This window comes from uncultured Shewanella sp. (assembly GCF_947491715.1).
Classification (GTDB): domain Bacteria; phylum Pseudomonadota; class Gammaproteobacteria; order Enterobacterales; family Shewanellaceae; genus Shewanella.
Window position 1 is genome coordinate 93,705 of sequence record NZ_CANLKR010000016.1, and the last position, 18,879, is coordinate 112,583.

General features: G+C 40.0%; 13 protein-coding genes. 5 read left to right on the forward strand and 8 right to left on the reverse strand.

The window, feature by feature from the left end; genetic code table 11:
- Nucleotides 1-279 precede the first annotated feature (279 nt).
- On the reverse strand, nucleotides 280-1,446 hold the full coding sequence (locus Q0779_RS12520) for a nucleotide sugar dehydrogenase (protein ID WP_298773013.1): 1,167 nt from the start codon (nucleotides 1,444-1,446) through the stop codon (nucleotides 280-282).
- Between the two features lie 358 nt (nucleotides 1,447-1,804).
- Between Q0779_RS12520 and Q0779_RS12525 the strand changes: the two genes are divergently transcribed.
- Nucleotides 1,805-2,725, forward strand: a complete 921-nt coding sequence (locus Q0779_RS12525) for a ketopantoate reductase family protein (protein WP_298773014.1) — start codon at nucleotides 1,805-1,807, stop codon at nucleotides 2,723-2,725.
- 342 nt (nucleotides 2,726-3,067) lie between these two features.
- On the forward strand, nucleotides 3,068-4,480 hold the full coding sequence (locus Q0779_RS12530) for a Calx-beta domain-containing protein (protein ID WP_298773017.1): 1,413 nt from the start codon (nucleotides 3,068-3,070) through the stop codon (nucleotides 4,478-4,480).
- Nucleotides 4,481-4,523: 43 nt separating this feature from the next.
- Here the strand turns inward: Q0779_RS12530 and sohB are convergent, their stop codons facing one another.
- Both sohB and Q0779_RS12540 read right to left on the reverse strand, forming a co-directional pair.
- Nucleotides 4,524-5,555, reverse strand: coding sequence for a protease SohB (gene sohB / locus Q0779_RS12535; protein WP_298773019.1), 1,032 nt, complete (start codon nucleotides 5,553-5,555; stop codon nucleotides 4,524-4,526).
- A 175-nt stretch (nucleotides 5,556-5,730) separates the two neighbouring features.
- Nucleotides 5,731-8,205: a VolA/Pla-1 family phospholipase gene (locus tag Q0779_RS12540; protein ID WP_298773021.1), complete on the reverse strand. Its 2,475-nt coding sequence runs from the start codon at nucleotides 8,203-8,205 to the stop codon at nucleotides 5,731-5,733.
- A 272-nt stretch (nucleotides 8,206-8,477) separates the two neighbouring features.
- Between Q0779_RS12540 and Q0779_RS12545 the strand changes: the two genes are divergently transcribed.
- Both Q0779_RS12545 and Q0779_RS12550 read left to right on the forward strand, forming a co-directional pair.
- Nucleotides 8,478-9,215 carry a YciK family oxidoreductase gene (locus tag Q0779_RS12545; protein ID WP_298773022.1) on the forward strand — a complete coding sequence of 246 codons (738 nt, stop codon included), beginning with the start codon at nucleotides 8,478-8,480 and terminating at the stop codon, nucleotides 9,213-9,215.
- A 436-nt stretch (nucleotides 9,216-9,651) separates the two neighbouring features.
- On the forward strand, nucleotides 9,652-11,316 hold the full coding sequence (locus Q0779_RS12550; protein ID WP_298773023.1) for a sphingomyelin phosphodiesterase: 1,665 nt from the start codon (nucleotides 9,652-9,654) through the stop codon (nucleotides 11,314-11,316).
- A 28-nt stretch (nucleotides 11,317-11,344) separates the two neighbouring features.
- Here the strand turns inward: Q0779_RS12550 and Q0779_RS12555 are convergent, their stop codons facing one another.
- The 5 genes from Q0779_RS12555 to Q0779_RS12575 all read right to left on the reverse strand — a co-directional run bounded on the left by Q0779_RS12555 (nucleotide 11,345) and on the right by Q0779_RS12575 (nucleotide 17,508).
- Nucleotides 11,345-11,701, reverse strand: a complete 357-nt coding sequence (locus Q0779_RS12555; RefSeq protein ID WP_298773024.1) for a DUF4156 domain-containing protein — start codon at nucleotides 11,699-11,701, stop codon at nucleotides 11,345-11,347.
- 238 nt (nucleotides 11,702-11,939) lie between these two features.
- On the reverse strand, nucleotides 11,940-12,593 hold the full coding sequence (locus Q0779_RS12560; protein ID WP_298773025.1) for an MOSC domain-containing protein: 654 nt from the start codon (nucleotides 12,591-12,593) through the stop codon (nucleotides 11,940-11,942).
- Between the two features lie 142 nt (nucleotides 12,594-12,735).
- A complete protein-coding gene (locus tag Q0779_RS12565) occupies nucleotides 12,736-14,520 on the reverse strand; it encodes a protein adenylyltransferase SelO family protein (RefSeq protein WP_298773026.1) in 1,785 nt (594 codons plus the stop codon).
- A 287-nt stretch (nucleotides 14,521-14,807) separates the two neighbouring features.
- Entirely contained in the window at nucleotides 14,808-16,550 is a 1,743-nt protein-coding gene (locus Q0779_RS12570; protein WP_298773027.1) for a hypothetical protein, read from the reverse strand.
- A gap of 670 nt (nucleotides 16,551-17,220) precedes the next feature.
- The gene (locus Q0779_RS12575; protein ID WP_298773029.1) at nucleotides 17,221-17,508 is read right to left on the reverse strand and encodes a hypothetical protein; all 288 of its coding nucleotides are present in this window, start codon (nucleotides 17,506-17,508) and stop codon (nucleotides 17,221-17,223) included.
- Between the two features lie 229 nt (nucleotides 17,509-17,737).
- Between Q0779_RS12575 and Q0779_RS12580 the strand changes: the two genes are divergently transcribed.
- Entirely contained in the window at nucleotides 17,738-18,805 is a 1,068-nt protein-coding gene (locus tag Q0779_RS12580) for a hypothetical protein (RefSeq protein ID WP_298773030.1), read from the forward strand.
- Nucleotides 18,806-18,879 lie beyond the last annotated feature (74 nt).

Consider the following 18,879-nt stretch of genomic DNA (forward strand, 5'->3'; position numbering starts at 1 on the left):
TATTTTCGACATTTTTTGAAAATAAGGTAAATAACATATCAATAAATATCCATAAAATGCATTACCCTTTTGTACTAAAACTAAAGAGATAATGCATTGCATAAAACCCGCACAAAGAAAACCCAACACTTTTAATACTGGGTTTATAATATTCGAGAATTAAATATTAGAGGGATGAACATTAGAGAGTTAAATAAAGCACTTTTAACATATTGAACTCTCATCAATGCACCAACTCGCTCCCCTTACTGGACAAGAGATCCGGCGTTATCAATAAAATCAATCCATACCAAATAAATCACGGGTATACACTTTTTCTTGTACACCTTGTAGCTCCTCATCCATTCGATTAGAGACAATAACATCCGAGATGGCCTTAAAATCGGTTAATGACTCTATAACCTCGGAATGAAAAAATGTCTTTTCTTCCATGATTGGCTCATAGATCACAACCTTAATTCCCTTAGCTTTAATCCGCTTCATAATCCCTAATATCGATGATGCTCTAAAATTATCGGAGCCTGACTTCATAATCAAACGATAAATTCCAACAGTTTCAGGCGCTTTATTAATAATAGATTGGGCAACAAAATCTTTGCGAGTCACGTTCGCTTCAACAATGGCTCGAATTAAGTTATTAGGCACGTCTTCATAATTGGCTAATAATTGTTTACTGTCTTTAGGTAGGCAATAGCCCCCAAAGCCAAAAGAAGGATTATGATAATAATCTCCTATGCGAGGATCGAGTCCAACCCCCTCAATAATTTGCTTTGAAGATAAATCGTGGGTTTCTGCATAAGTATCGAGTTCATTAAAATAAGCCACTCGCATGGCTAAATATGTATTTGAAAAGAGCTTAACGGCCTCAGCTTCGGTAGCATCAGTAAATAAAACCGGAATGTCTTGCTTCATCGCCCCTTCAACCAATAAAGTGGCAAAAAGATGGGCTCGTTCTGAACGTTCACCGACAATAATCCGAGAAGGATACAAATTATCATACACCGCCTTTCCTTCCCGTAGAAATTCAGGCGAAAAAATGATCTTATCATGACCAGTTTCTTTAATCAGTCGCTGAGTAAACCCAACAGGAACGGTCGATTTAATGATAATCACTGCTGATGGATTAATATGGATCGCATCATAGATCACCGACTCCACCAAATGGGTATCAAAATAATTGGTATCAGGATCATAATTAGTCGGTGTCGCCACCACGATATAATCAGCCTCCTTAAAGGCCAGCGTTTTATCTTGTGTCGCTCTTAGGGCCAATGAGTGAGTTGCTAAGTAGTGTTCAGCTTGCGCATCCTTAAAGGGTGAGAGTCTGTCATTCACTAAATCCACTTTATGCTTATCGATATCATATGCAACAACATGATTATGTTGCGCTAAAATAATCGCATTGGATAATCCGACATACCCTATTCCTGCAATCGCTATTTTCATAAAATCTCTATTCCATATAGAACTATCAAAAAAATTGAAGACAACATCCCTTTTAAGCTATTCGCTAGCAGATTAACGAGTGCCCGCTGATATTTCATGATTCAATGGTATCCCAAAATCAACAGACTCTAAGATTCTCTCAGGTAAACAACAATTAACTCTCTGTTTAAGATGCAATAGCCATATAGAGATATCAAGTCTTTTACTCGAAGACTCGACACTTTTATGTGACAAAAACATAACTTTATTCAACACATACATGAAGTCCAAGCTTCCTTGCAGTGAAATAAGGATTTAGTTGTTAAGATGACTATTTTTTGCGATCATATTCACTTAACTTAGCAGTGTGTAAAAATTGATGAAAATATCCATTATTGGCATCGGTGCAATTGGCGGTTATATTGCCACTCACCTCTTAAAGACTAAACAGTATTCCGTGCAGTTATTAGTCAAACCCAACAGCCTTTTACGCTCCCAAGCGAACCTGTCAATAACTGGGCTCACAAAATTTAACAGCATCATCGATGAGGTGATCTATGATCCTAATCAGCTAAGTGGTGATATTATTTTTGTTACCACCAAGTCTACGGCGAACAGCACCCTATTCAAGTCACTAAGTCACTTAAAAAATAAGATTTTTATTATTTTACAAAATGGCATTGGTGCAGAAACCGAACTCGCTGAATGTGTCGATAGCAGTAATAGTATTGTTGGCGCTATTTCCAACATCAAAGTCACTAAAGGCACGCAAATAGGGGAAATTATTTTACACAGTCATTTTAAAAATGTGGTTTATTCCGTCGAGCAGCCTAATTTTTCATCGATACAGCAAGAAAAGTTAGCAGTATTACCCACACTGTTTAACACGATTTTTAGCGATGTGCACAGCTTGAGCAGTATCTATCAGGTGCGTTTTCCCAAACTCATGATCAATATAGCCTGCAATGCAGCCTCCATTATTCATGATCAAACGCTTTATGGCTTGGCCCAAAGTCAAGAAAGCCGAAAACTGATCCACTTATTATCTGAAGAAGTGCGTCAAGTGAGTCAATATTACGGTGTGATCATAAAAGAGAGTATGATGACAGATATCATCAATAGTTTTCATGCTGCTCAATATAAACATGTTTACTTTAGCATGAAACAAGACTTTGATTCAGATCTTCCCCTTGAAATGAAACATGTATTTTATAACTTTATCGCACTTGCCGAACAAGCCTGCATTCCAGTCCCTAACACGAAAAATGCCATTTTGCAGATAAAAACGATGCTTTTTTAATACGCATTATCTCGAATTTAGCTTAATATAATAAAAACCTTATCTACCCCCCAAACTTTATTAAAATAATTCAGGAATAATACTTAATATTAAAAATGATTACTTGAAGATTTAGCATAAATATAAATATAAATATAAATATAAATATAAATATAAATATAAAGGGATAGTTAAACAGGATGTTCATCCCCACTGCTCACATCTTCTGTCGCTCTTCGACATAATACCTAATACATTCGATAATTAATGGCAAAACCTGACATTCTTAACAATACTTGTGCATAAGACACATTGGCTAAAGAACGTTGGCCAGTCAATCTTTCATCATTGAGAGGGATGCTCATGCAGCTGAACAGTCTGACACTCTTTACCCTTAGCATCAACTTACTATTCAGACCCAATCAACAAGTGTTAATGCACTTATCATTGCATATACAAAGGTCAACAGTCACCTCTTCCATAGCCAAAATCTTAAAGACATTAATACTATTTGGCTCAATCATGACCCCCACTTTCAGTCTAGCTGAAGAACAAATAGATTTACTCGTTGTTGTCGAACCTAAAGTCTTTGCTGACAGTAATCCTAACAGGCTTACTCGTGAGAGCTTACAAGCTGTCCTCACTCAACAACTTAATACAGCCAATGCAGTATACCAACTTGTCAATATACACTATCGGTTGGTCGCTGTTCTCGACTGGGAAGACAATGACGTTTCCCAAAAGTTGAGTCAAGGAGAAGACTACTCACAAGCCCTAGCCAGTCTGATGTCTGTTATCACTCATCATGGCTCAAACACTATGGATAAGAATGACAATAGAGCGAAAGTCTATTTACAGCAATATTATGCAGATAAGCTGATTTTTATCACACAAGAAAAAGACACAAGCCTTGAACCTTTCGGCCATGGATTTTATCAAGCAGGTGTCAGCCTTCATGCACCCGCATTAATGACAATGCCGAGTGTTCTGGCTCATTTGCTGGGTCATACCTTAGCCCTTGAACACCCAAGCCCTCCGATCTGTCAATCAATCACATTAGTCATGTGCAGCCCGTATGAATCAAACGTAGCACTTTCAATGGCCGACATGACTTGGTTAGGGCAGTTAATAAAAGACAAGGCTATTCCCCCCAATTTTGATAGAAAAGCATACCTAGGCGCATTGTCCCCAGACATGCCTAAATTAGCCAATATCAAACTTCAACTCAGTCATCCTGTGCTTTCAAATGATCAGCCCTATACACAAATTACATTACAACTTGTCAATGATAATGGTGAACTTCAACCACTTAAGCAGAATGTGTCAGTTGAATTATTCACTCGCTCCGGCACTGCTGTGGCTGATTATCACTACCCTGAGTCCCTTTATCAACGTGTGATATTTTTAGCGGGGGAAACACAGAAATACATCAGCCTAGCAATCCAGTCCAGTGAACACTACGCCAATTTCAGCATAGGTACCCGTTACGGGCTGCTCGTCAATGACAGTAATATTGAAAACGTGGCGATTATCGGTGATATCAAAAATTCAGGTCCCACTCATCCTACAGAGCCTCAGGCGCCCACCATAGAAATCAATCCCAACCCCGATCCTTCAGCCCCTATCATTGACGATGATAGCGATGATGATAACAACACTGGCGATCCTGTTGACACTCAAGATGATTCAGGCGCAATCACCCTATTACCTTTTGTGATGCTCTTAGTGGGTGTATTCAGACGAATTAAGATTAACAAACACAAAAAAACCACTTAAGGCATTAAGTGGTTTTTAGTTAAAACATTATGTTATTGCCTGATTATTTCAATGGCTGATCTTTTGCTGCAAATTGATTCATAATAGCATTCACTGTCAACTGCGCACCATGGGCAATTTTATCTGACAGTTTTTTCTTCAATTTATACTGTACCTTAAAGACATTACGCTCATTAGCAAGCTTCATGATCACATCATCGCTAGTGGCAATCTCATCAATCAATCCGAGTTCAATGGCTTGTTGTCCATACCAATGTTCGCCAGTGGCCACTTTATCTAAATCAAGCTCAGGGCGATATTTAGCAATAAAGCTTTTAAACAAGACATGTGTTTCTTGCAGTTCTTCTTTGAATTTCTCGCGGGCTTCATCAGTATTTTCGCCAAAAACAGTTAATGTTCGCTTAAAATCCCCAGCAGTATGCTGTTCATAATCAATTTTATGTTTTTTCAATAATCGATTAAAGTTGGGCACTTGCGCTATCACGCCAATCGATCCAACAATGGCAAACGGCGCAGCATACACTTTATTAGCCACACAAGCCATCATATACCCGCCACTCGCAGCCACTTTATCAATGCAAATTGATAATGGAATATCAGCTTGTCGAATTCTATCCAGCTGACTGGCCGCTAAACCGTAGCCGTGCACCATACCACCGCCACTTTCGACATTGACTAACACTTCATCTTTATCCGTCGCAATGGCTAAAACGGCACTGATTTCCTCACGTAAAGCGCTCACTTCATTGGCATCGATACTGCCTTTGAAATTCATCACAAAGGTTTTAGGTTCAATCGCAGGCTCTTTTGCTGATTTTTCCGCTTTCTCCTTTTCTTTTTGGGTGTCTTTAAGCTGCTTTTCATAAGCTTTAAACTGCTTCTTAGACATCAAATCTTCATTCAAATAATGCTTCAGCTTTTTAAGCTCATCTGACATATTCGTCAAACTTAACTCGCCTTTACCACTTTTTTGCTTCACTGCTGAGCCTAAAATAACCAACACAACCGCCAAAATAGCGATCACTAAAGTGATTGTTTTAGCAAAGAACAACCCATACTCGTATAAAAATTCCACTATATGCTCCGAATTAACCTGCGAAAAAGCGATATACCTAAGTGAGCAAAAGACCAAGCTGTCATATGACTTAAATATACCATCATGATAAAGATCTCAACACCACTATTGTAACAGCCTAAAGTGCAATAAAAAAACCCGACAAAGCCGGGTTTTTCAATTATTTTATTGAGAACTAATTACACGCTTGCACTAAAGCAGGGTTAGTGACAACAGTTCTGGCATCACCTTGAGCTGCACTGCCGGCAAAAGTCACTACTTCTGCCTGCATTTCAGCCGTTGCAGCTGAAGCATAGCCATCTGTGATCCCGTCTTTTTCAGAAGGATCGACCACTGAACTGTGATGTCCTTTAATAAAACGAACAACCCCAGAGCCTGCTTTAACACTATCAACACATTCAAGGCCTAACGCAGCTATCAAAGGCTCGGTACCGGATAATGGGAAATTCTCTACCTGATTCGGCAGCACTTGATCGGATAGGTTACCAGCACCATCACCCACTACTTCCAATAACTGTATGGGTAACTGAGCCGCCACTAATGTTTTAGCAAAGTTAATCGGGTCAATACTGTCCACAGCGGTTTGCACAGCAAACGCAAAGGTCGGAATAAAAGCTTCATACACAGCATTTACAACAGCCGTATATTCCGGCGTATCCACAGCAAAACTATTGACATTCGCTTCTTCAACCAATGCTAAGAAAGTCGCATCGGTTGTCACCGCTTTGTATAGCGCTGGCGCAAACGTAGCTGAGCCAACAAAACTGCCCGCTAATCCAGCAGATGGTGCAACCACAGAGGCAGCATTTAACCCATAAGGATTCATTGCTGCTCGACCCGTTGCAGGATCAACGATACCAGAATTGGCATAAGCCGCCATATTGGTACCCACAATGCCCCCTAGGCTTAGCCCTTGCAAGCTAATGTTATTCGCATCAAAAATTTGGGCTTGTTCATTGCTAGCAAGCTCCATAGCAAGGCCTGTTAAACTCAAGCGCAAGGCTAAATTATCCACAATGGCCTGGCGGAAATTATCGCGGGCGGTTAAACTGCTGGCCACATTCACAAAAGCCAAGGTGTTACCATTTGTAAACGCATCAGGTGTACCAACAACGGCGCCATAACTCACATCCGTCGCGCTGACATCATAAACACCATCACCATTTGCATCAAATGAGCGCTTTCCATGTAATGGCATATCAATGGCAACGGTTGCCACACCGGCATAAGCATTGCTGCCTGCCATTGATAGCATCATCTCTTTACCGCCACCTAAACCGTGCATCATAATGCTGGTTGGCCAGCCTGTGGCAGGCATAGTAAAATCACCTCTAATCGCAGCCATCTTTTCAACATTGGGCAGAGTAATTTGCACATTCACTGTTTCATAAGCCGTAATCGCTGGCACGGGATTGTATTGGGTTAAATGCTTAACCGGATCCACAGGGCTTTTATCATCTAAGAACCACGCTTTACCCACTAACAAAGCAGGGTTGCTTAACGCCGCCGTGCCATCGATGCCATAAGCACTGGCCTGGGCCATAAAGTTACTTTGACTTAACGTCCCCGCTTCAATGGCTGATAACACCGCAATCGGGCTATCGCCCAACGCCGTCCAATACCCATTGACAACAGGATTAAACTCACTGTCTAAACATTGAGCCGATGAACATTGGCTATAAATAGGCAATTTTAGCGACATACTGTACACATCAGTTGCATCAGCTAACAGGTACGATTGCCCAGCAGCTTCAGTTAAGCCTAATGCTTGCGCGACGGTATAGCCTTTAGGTGCAAAATCTGACAGTTCAGGTCGATAAGGATTACCCGCAGTGGGATCTACCATTAACAATTTCGTGGTTTCAATCACCGATGAGACTGATTGTGTGGTAAATAGAGCGGAATAAATGATGCTGTCTTTATCAACACCATGACTCGCTGCCATGCCCTTTTCATAACTGTTAATGATGTATTGCAAGCTGACTTGAGCGGGTGTCGCTAACGGCTCTACATCAATGTCTAATTTTAACGTGCTATAGGTCTTTGAAGCCGCAACCCCTTGCCCTGAAGAATCTTCAATTAAATTGGTCAATGCATAAACATAAGACTGCATTTCATCAAAAGGCTTAAGCGGCACTATGATAATTTGATCGCCGGATACACTGGTTGCAAAATCGACACCATATTTCAGCTCATCACCCACTTTACACGCCGTTAAACTCGGCTGTGTGGTACACTCTGCATCGTTTGATAACGGGCCGCCGACCTGTGCTTTAAACATGCGCACAGCACCATCTTTTGCAACAGAAGATGCTGATAACGTTAATGGATTACCGTCGGCATCATTTTCTAAATTCACCTTAATAGCAATGGGCGCCGTTGTTGACCAGCCATCTAATGCCCCCAAAGCAATCGATGGATCGGTATAATCACCCGTATCTTCATTAGGCACATTTAACGTGCCATCAGTTGTACCACTGAAGACGAAATCACTCGGCAGTGCAAAGTCGGCATTCGCGGGATCAAATACAATACTAGACCAAGGTTGGATAGCTTCTGTTTTTTCTGCCACTTCGTCACTGCTGTCTTCTCCACAAGCCGTGAGCCCAAAGGTTGACGCAATCGCGACACTTAACATAAGTTTTTTCATTCTGAATTCCCAAATCTTGTTGTAATAATTTTATTTTCCGAAGGAAATTAGCCACAAAAGTCTGTAAAATATGGCTATATTGCACCGAGTCAATCTTATACTCAGTAAAAGAGACTTAGAATTTAACGTAAAATCATTGAATTGGCTACATTTTTGTTACTGTCTTTTAGTATTAGATTGTTACAATCTTATTCAAACGTTTAAAACAGCTGTTTATTTAAGCGGTGATGGCCGATACCATCCGCTTTAGACTTACTAGGAAAAATGGATACATGTTGGAATATCAAGCAAAAAAAGATTTACTCAAAAATAAAACCATTCTTGTGACGGGTGCAGGTGACGGTATTGGCCGCACGGCAGCAATCACTTTTGCCGCTCATGGTGCAACAGTCATCCTATTAGGGCGTACCGTCAAAAAACTTGAAGCCGTCTATGATGAAATAGAACAAGCGGGTTATCCCAAACCAGCTATTATCCCCCTTGATTTAAAAGGTGCCTCAGAGCAGAACTACAAAGACATGGCTGAGACCATCGAAGAGCAGTTCGGTCAGTTAGATGGGCTATTACACAATGCGAGCTTACTGGGAATATTAGGCCCTTTTGAACAAATATCGATGAGCTCTATCGAAGAAGTCATGCAGGTCAATCTATATGCTAAAATCATGATGACTAAAGCCTTACTGCCTGTGATGAAAAAAGCCCCCTATGCCTCTATTGTACTGACATCGAGTAGTGTTGGCCGCAAGGGGCGTGCATTTTGGGGAGAGTACTCAATATCAAAATTTGCCACCGAAGGCTTAATGCAGTTACTCGCCCATGAATATGAAGACACCCACATACGTGTCAACACCATTAACCCAGGAGCCACTCGAACAGAAATGCGTGCAACCGCCTACCCTGCTGAAAATCCAGAAACCCTCAATACACCAGAAGATATCATGCCTGCTTACCTGTATTTAATGGGCGATGATTCAACAGCAGTAACAGGGCAGCAATTAAACGCACAGTGATCCCTTTGCAACTTCATTAACATTTATTTGTCTGCAGAAAATAACAAAGGCCAAATTTACTGGCCTTTGTTATTCGTGATACCACAACTCCACCTCCTCCACATAATGCTGTTCAATTGACACCGAATAAATTAAGCCCATTTTAAAATGAGTCATTGTGAGCATTTCGATATTGCTTTATTCACTTTTATTGAATAGGTTAATTGTTTAACAAGCGATAAAACCAAACTGAGTATCAACTAAGCGCTTTTGTCACTAAAACAATGGCCCATTAGGCATACTGTGCGCTTGTTATTGACCTAATGCAAAATGAGCCAATGACACCCTATTAATAGTCAGAATAATCGTTCCATATCACATTTCATCAGCTTTGATTTCATATGCTGTTCGGCTGATGCCTAAAACAAGATGTTAATTATTAACAAAGAGAACAAATATGAAATTAACTGAAAAGTTTATTAAATCCAATGTAATAAGAGCTCTATTGCTGGTATTTTCATTACTGGCAACCCACAATACTGTACTAGCAGATACCATTCACTTTAAGCTGGCGAATATTGAAGAAAGTCGTCATTCTCCCAACACCAAAATCTATTTTGAATGGATGTCTAATGCCAATCAGGAATATTGGGATCCGCAGTGTATAGAATATGATGGGGTGTTATTGAGTGACTTCGTGGATAATGGTTATTTACATCAATGTGATTTGGAAGGCAAAGATGCTGAAAATTCTTTCCTACGTATATGGTCAGATGGGCCAATAAGCTTAGAACAGATCGAAATATCTGAAACAGCAAGCGACAGAGTATGGCTAATAAAGCATTTTTCTGACGGCGCGTTAGACGGTTATAAACAACTGAGACATAAATGCTTTGATATACCCCAAGGCGCTGAAAGCTATGAACAAATCCATCTCGACAGTTCACTAACCAATGGTATTCATCTTTTTCCAAATGCCCGATTGTCGACAGAGGGGGCAGTTGCCGCTCTCTGTGAAGGCGGACAAACCCCAGCAGGATTCAATCCAGTTGGTCACTTAATTAATGGACGTGATAACTTTGAAGGGAATGGGCATAAGCATATTGTGTCATCCAATAACCCCAATGTACTCAGTATCGTGACCTTTAATATGGGAATAGATACCAACACAATAGCCAGAATATATTTTGATTTTCTTGGAATAGGCACCTCCGATGAAGAAGCTGAGCACCATATTGATACAGCGGTGATGAAACTGGGGGGTCAAAAACCTGATGTGATTGTTTTTCAAGAAATTCAAAAAAAGGAATCTTACCTGAAAAGTGCGTTAAGGGCACTGAATGTCGGTTTTGAAAAAGATCATATTCTGACTGTCAGACCCACAGAGAGCCTAGTCAGGCTGCAATTATCCTCCGGTGTGCTTATTGCGAGTAAACATCCCATCACTCAAAAAGGGTATAAAGAGTTTAGTGATTGTGAAGGTGTAGATTGCTATGCTCGAAAAGCCGTTCGCTATGCTGTGATTGAGAAGTCGGCAGGCGCTACATCTAAAAAATATCATATCTTTGGCACGCATCTACAAGGGGGAAGAAGAGATTATGAAGCCCGCCAACGGCAAATAGAACAGATGGCCCAGTATATCGCCAATAGAAATATTCCCAGTGATGAACCTGTTCTGATATTGGGCGATCTGAATCTTGAGCCTTTTATTGGCAATAATTACAAAGGCAGTGGTGTTCATGAATACCAAGAGTTACTGACCAAACTTAAAGCCAAGAGTCCATCCCAGGCAAGTTTTTCAAATCGTTATACGAACGATTGTGGCCAAAATACTAACGTCGTCGGTGAAGACGGTAGCTGTTTTAGCGGTGATGGTTCACCCAAAGATAAAAATCTCGATCACATTCTCTTTATGAAAGATCATTTACAGCCACTAAATGGCTACAGAGCAACACTGGTCATTCGCGATGATAATGACAATGATCTCTCAGGCCACTATCCGGTTTTTGCTTGTTTGGCTTTTGATGACAGTGATGAATGCAGTAATGTTGAGGCAACACCACTTCCCTTTGCCACCCAATGCCCAGACATTGAAATGTGTGCGGTTTCTCAATCTGAATAAACCCCATTTAAACAATAAGCTCGCTTTTTTAATCGCGAGCTTTTAATTGACTTCGGTTAGCCATAAAATCACATTTAAAAACCTCACCAATCACAGTGCTCGACGATTCAAGGGTACTAACATTAACAATATAAAGTCCATTCCCCCCCAATTTTGAAGCCTTATTTCTAGCATCATTTACGGCATTTTGGGCATTGGAGCCAGGTGTAAAACCAGTCGAAGAATAACCCGTTATGACACCCAGCGACTCACACTGGTTTCTCTGATGCTCGGTAATTAACTTAATATTGCTGCCAGCACTCGTTAACCTTGTGCTACAACCCACACTTGACACAATAACAAGTATTAACGCATAAACTCTCATCGCTCTATTCTTTGTTTGCATATTGAATAAGCCCTACTACACCCTTATTGATTCCATTTTTTCAATCCGCTCCCCAAGCTTAGTCGCAGAGTTTCAAAGATGCTAAGAATAAACCTCTTCATGCTGAGTGCTCTCGAATATCCTCTAAAAATAGGACATAGGACTCCCATTGAATACCTTCCCTCCCGCTCTTAACTGTCAGCTTCTAACCATTAAATCTTAATCATGAGTGCGTTACGGTAATCGATGCTATAAACCTTTATTCACTTTTTAACGACATTCTTTTTTCTAATTTCTTTTTCCATTCAGGCGCGAGTTCTGGCAAAGCCAACGCTTGTGCAAATAAATCCTCGACGCCGACATAATGTCTATCAAAATACGCTCGAAAGAGATTTTTAATGGACACACCATGAGCCAACTTTTTTTCAATGTGTACCGAATGACCCGTTTTAGCGGTCCCTGATTCAAGTACTCGAAAATAAACACCTGTACAGTAATTTTTAGTGAACAGTTTAACTGCATCCTTATTATCAAGCGCTATTCCCAATTTATAGCAAGGCACTCTTGGTTGACTCACTTCAAGTAAAGCGCTGCCGATACGAAACTGATCGCCAATACAGATATTTTCTTCGAAGAGATTTGATACGGTAAAGTTTTCACCAAAAGAGCCATTCGATAGCTGACTATTGTTTAAAATAGTCTTCCAGTAATCATAGTGATGAGATGAAAAAGCGTAAACGGCTTTATGCTCACCACCATGATAAACAAGGTCTGCTTGCTGATCCCCAATAATACTCAACTTCTCTATGGACACTTCATCATTAGTGGGTCGCTTAAATATCCCTGTTGTCACCTCTTTACCGTTATATAACACTGTTTTTATTTTTGAAATATTTGTTGATATGATTTTCATTTTAAAGCCTATTTAAGAAACCATAATAACTGACGCCGATTTTGGCATCAATCACCTGCACTTGCTAAAACCAAGTCACCCATATTGTTTAAATCAAAGCTTCATGACGTTTAAGTCACAGCATCTTGTTTAAATCAATGCATCACGACGAGCAACTAAGATGGGACAATCCTCCCACCTCGAAACAGTCAAGGGGTTTCAATCGGTAGTATTTATCTTCCACCTCTTTTGAATGCTCTTCATAAGGCTGGCTCATCACCTCTTGCAATTCTCGAACGAGGGCATAACTCCCCGCAGCAGCTTGCTGATAAGCCGGCACAAGGATCCACTCTCGCAAGGTATATTTGGGGTTAACGAGCTTCATCTGCCGAGAGATCTCCCCTGTAGAACGGAGCAAGGTCGCATCATTGACGCTATTGAGGAGCGTTTTCCATTTTGTGAGCCATTGTTCCCAGTACTTATCTCTTAATGTCGCATCAAGCTCATCTGCTCGATTACTGTATAAGCTGTCGTAGAAGCTTTTTCTGAGTGGGCCAATATCATCGGGTATCAATGAGAGCTCGCGAAAGAAAATCGTATAATCCAAGGGGGTTTGCATCATGAGCGTATGTAGCTCATTGAGCAAGTCTTTAAAAAACGCCTTATCAGAGGCTGTATTCAAGGCACTTACCCCCAATTTAGCCGCCCACATTTTGTCCATATTAGTGGACATAACTTGCGAAAAGCCACGTTGGATGGCCTCGAGCGCGAGCAAACTGTCATGAGAATCGCCATAAATCGATACGAGTAAAGGCCGCAGCACCGAGCAGAACATGTCAAAATTTCGCTGCGCCGCGTGTGGCTGGTGCATCAATGAAAAGTGCTCCCCTCCACCCGTCCAAGGCTGATAATACGGGTCAAACACATCGCAAAAACCAAAGGGACCATAATCAAGAGTAAAGCCCCCCGCTGCGCAGTTGTCACTGTTAAAATTACCCTGGCAAAAACCAACGCGGATCCAGTTCGCGACCAATGACGTAAGGCGACGTTGGAACGCCTGCGCCAATAATAGTACTTTCTCTGAAGTATCAAGTTGGCTATCGATAACATCAGCGTACTCACGATCTATTAAGTGCAGCACTATCTTCTCGAGTTCTTCCATCGCATTTACGTGTTCGTTATTACGGACACGACGCGCAAACAGTTCGAGTTGACCAACGCGTATAAATGACGGTGCAACACGGGTCGAGATGGCGACGGCTTCCGAGATCATGGTGTCGGGATCCGTTGAGTACGACCCTTCTGCATACCAGGGTCGCTTGACTTTCTCAGTTTTTGAAACATACAAACTCAAAGAGCGTGAGGTGGGTACGCCCAATGCGTGCATGTGTTCTTGAGCCAAAAACTCGCGAATACTTGAACGCAAGACAGCGCGGCCATCTGCGCCGCGACAATATGGCGTGCGGCCGCCCCCTTTCAGCTGCATTTCCCAGCGCTGACCGTTAATCACAGCCTCAAGCACTGAAATGGCACGGCCATCACCATATCCGTTGCCCGTACCAAATGGACACTGCTGAATGTATTCAGTACCGTAGATAGACAGTGCATACCCAGTTGCCCAACCAACTTTACGCATCGGCGCGGGCACCTGAGACATGTCGCCAGAAAACAACCGAATAAAATCAGCAGACTTTGCCATAGCATCGGCCAAGCCAAGCTCAGCAAAAAAAGGTTTGCTGTGGGCAACGTATTCAGGACTTTTTATTGGCGTTGAATTAACGGGAACATAGTGCCCCGTGAAGACTTGCCTCGGCGCGAAGTCAACACCGTTTTCTGTGGCATCAGGATCGCAGTTAAGCGTATCGATAAGAGAATAGCTTGCCAAGCTTGCAAGTTCATTGAGCGTCGAGAGAGTCGAGGCCGTTTTCTGAGGCGGTCGGTTTTTCATAGCGGTGATTTTGTCATAGTCATTGATTTTGTCATAGTCATTGATTTGTCATCCTTATGGAACATATTAATCCTTTTCACCTGCTTCTGATAGGGCCTGTTGATCTTTTGTGGTTCAATTATGTGCGACATAAACGTGTTTTAATCGCGGCAGGAGGGGGTGACGTTTAGTGATCTAAACCTTCTTTTTTAAACTGAAGCTTCCATCCATTTAAAAGTTGGGCTAGTGTTAACCCAACACTTCAGAAACACCGAATTCATTGACAGAAACTTAACCGTATTTTCAAGCTACAAGCCTAAATCTGGCAATACTTTCATCAACCCGCTTTGATAAATCCCCCCACTTGGCGGTGGACAAACCGTAATACTGCTCACTTGCACTTGGGCAACCTTTGTGCCATTAATTAAGTTGCAGGCCATCGCCTTATGGCCAACATCACCTGGGTGGACATGACCTCCCCCTCCTGGCGAAGTAGCTGACACCTTCGATTGATCGATAACATAAAACTTCACCTGCTCCCCAGTCTGGTATGCTGCATTGGCCGCTTTAACCTGTGTGACTAATGTCTGATTAAAGTAATTCGTACAAATATTATAGGGATCCTTTCCATCGGTTGGACCGCGTGACGGAATTTCAAAAATCATAAAGGCTAACTGCTTGGGTGACACTTTCTTAACGTTCTTATAATAATTATAGAGTGACCCCACTAAGGAGTTTATATCTGTCTGGTAATTCCCATTAACCAATTTATCAACCCGTTGAGCAATATCAGTCTGAGACTGCACGGTTGGAAGAGTGCTTCCAGGAATGTAATCGCAAATAGCTCCATCTACTCCTGTAATATCATTTGTCCCTAGCTGCACCATCGAAATAACATAGTCATTAGTATAATCAATTGGCTTTGGCCCAGCAGCAGTCCCCATTTGTAGCTCCTGATATTGATAACTATTTTGCACGTTTTTAGTCGTTTGTAAAATGGTTATCCCTGATTTGGCAGTCGCATAATAGTTATGGCTACTGTACATGACATCTGGAAGCAAACTTGTCGTCGTCGCCCCATTACCAGTATCCATGCGCTGAAAACCAGTATAAATAATTTTGTGATTATGATAGTAAAGATCGGTTACTGGATTAGCAGCCGATCCATCACCATTACGACTAAAACCTGAGCCTGCTTGCATCGCCAATTTACTCATATAGTTAAGGGCATAGCCTTTATAACCTTCATTATAGATTTCAGGGGAAGAATTCTTACCGACCCCGATAGAATCTGCCACTAAATGGATATCGATATTTCCCTGACTCACTGGCGCATTATTTTGAATACTAAAAGTCAGTGCCGAAATAGAGGCATTAGGATTATTTGTTTTAAATGAGACGGTGCCAGATTGAGCTGTAGGACTGTTTATTTGTGCGGCCTTAACGGAAAGAGAACATTGCTTTTTCCCTACGTTAATCGTACATGTTGGTTGAGAAAAACTCAGTAAATTCGCCTTTTCTGCGGTCACAAGTGTATTCGTTAGAGGTGATTGATTCGCCGTAATGGTGATCACCCCGCTTCCTTGACTCGTTATCGGATTAGGATTTAAAGCAGGTGTTAAGATTAATGTGCGACTTTGACTCCCCTGAACACTGAAACCCAAAGATGAAATACTTGCACTGTGATTATTCGTTTTAAAGAATACAGTACTGGTTTTAGTCTGACCAGGATTAACCTCAGCGGCGTTGACAGTAAAGGAACAGCTTTTTTTCCCTGTTACAATCGTACAGCCCGCAGAGGTAAAAGTTAACAACCCCTTATTTTCCGTCGCCGCCACCTTGATATCACTGACAAGTATTTTATCTGCAGTAATGGTGACCACTCCACCTTGCAGGCTTTGTAAAGGATCCGGCGTCAAAGAAGGGGTTAATGTGATCTTATTCCCTCCACTCCCCGACCCCCCTCCATTATTCCCCGACCCTCCTCCACCACAAGCCGTCAAGAGCATAAACAAAAACAGACAAGGTAATTTTATAATAGATAACTTCATTTGATAACCTTAAGATGATTGAATAATCACTTCTTACACCTCAATTAAAAATCGAAAAATCAATTTATTAATAGAGAAAAATAGATTGCAACTAAAAAACGAACCAGATTGTAAGGAAACGCAAAGAAATCACCAGCTAGATAAAAACTACCCCTGTAATTGTAAACTTCAGCTCAATGATGAATTTTTATTTACTCAAGATAAATGAAAAAACAACCGCGATAAGGTAAACAGGATAGAGATGAAATAAAGAGACATTATTAATACACTTGATCGATAAGTTGCAATTTTAATGATGGAAATTTCATTCTAATGATATTTATTTATATGTTTAAAAAAGAGTATAAAATAATAAATAATATTTCATTTTATGGAAAAATTTACATATTGTGCTAACAAAGTGATTTTAAAGATCAAACAAAATGAGCCACAAAAGTCAATTATACTACCCACCACAAGTAATTGATATAAATGAATAAATTAAAAAACAAGTCGCACAATAAAAAACAACAAAAACTAAAATCTTTATTAACACACACAAACTACAACAACTCATAAACACAAACACACTGATTGGTAAAATGATCCATTACCTTGATACCACAAGTTGTCAGCTTTTTTAAAAATACGAAACTCCATACTTTTTGAAACTGACATAAATAAAAATCACTCAAATCAACGTAAGTTCTGACACTGCTATTGACTGTTTAAAGATATCGATATTCTCTCGATTGCCAATGAAGAAATTAAATTCATTATTTCTAACAAACTCGCTCTCTTTTGTAGATAAAGCAATATTTTCTAATAAATAAGGAGTCCTGAAATCGACTAAAAGAGCGCCCCCCTCGTTGAACCAAATAGCATTGATAAAAATGAGGCCTTGATTAAATGAAATTTTAATTGTTACTACACTATAAATGTAAATGTCCCGCTGAGAATGATTCACCTGTTCACCCACTGATGTCCCTTCAGGCTCTTTCGTATTACCTAATTGAAATTAAAATTTCTAGGATTTCAGCGCTTATAAGTCTTATAAATCTTACAAATCTTGTTTTTTTTTGATATTTATTAACTTTTTTAATGTTATTTTTAATAAATCATTTATCTTTATTGTCTTATTTTATATAAGACCATCACTTTATGTTTTTAATTCAATCCAAATAAGCTATTTCATTGATAGGTAAATTATGCCAACGAGAATTCAAGCAGGTTTCAAAGCAATACGTTCTGAACAAATGTTCAATGAACACAATAAGTTAAAAGACATAGAAAAATATGACAAGATTAACCTCGGATCATATCAAAAGCATGCGTTGGATTATGTGGTTCAAGAAAGTAATACAGACATAAATAATGTGGTTCAAGAAAGTAATACTAAGGGTGTATTAGATACTCTTTATGACGCAATATTACAAATTAAAGAGTGGTTATCTGATTTAATATTTGGCGATACAACTAAAAAACTAGATACCTTATTGATGGAATTGTTTGATCCAAGTGCGGATACGAACTCTATCATGAAGAAAATGAATAATATGTCAGGGATTTTTGCTTCAGAAAACATATTTGATCGCACAGCTGTAATATTCGGACATGGATACCTTCCTAGCTCTGAAGATAAACTAATGTATGAAGCACATATTTATAATCGAGATAATAATCTTTCGTATATCTGGGTTAGGGAATGCAGCGAAGATAGCAAAGAAGGATCAGTAATAACATTTAAAAAAATTCGTGGTCAGGTAACAGATATGAAAACTTATAATAACCTTCCCACAATAATGGAATATTCAACGACCATTCCTGTTCATACTGATCTGAATGAGACTGCAGAAACGCGTGCACACGCTCATAATCATGTTAGTGAATATCTGAATAAAATAGCAACTCTCTATGACAATTCCAATGCTCCTAAAATTGAAATTACGGCAGCAAAAAAACTTATATCTATGTTACTGAGGTATGTAAGAGAGCCTCAACGACAAATAGAAAATATACGTCAAGATTGGTCAAATTATCAAAAATTATATGAAAAATGCACTAGCACACAAGAGTCTACATTTTTACCAAAAATCAGTATCAATACAAAACAAAATGAAATAAAAATAAGTATTTCAAAAGTTTATGATAAAGAGAATAATAAAGTTCTTGACGACTTTTCTATAACAAGATATCAAGAACGAGGTTATAATGCACATGAAACAGGGCTTCCTATCTATAATCTAGATTCGAAACCGACTCAGTTAATTAACTAATACCAATCTGCACTCAAATATGATCTAATATAGTACGATTTCATTTCGCTTTAAAACATGTCAAATTATTCTGC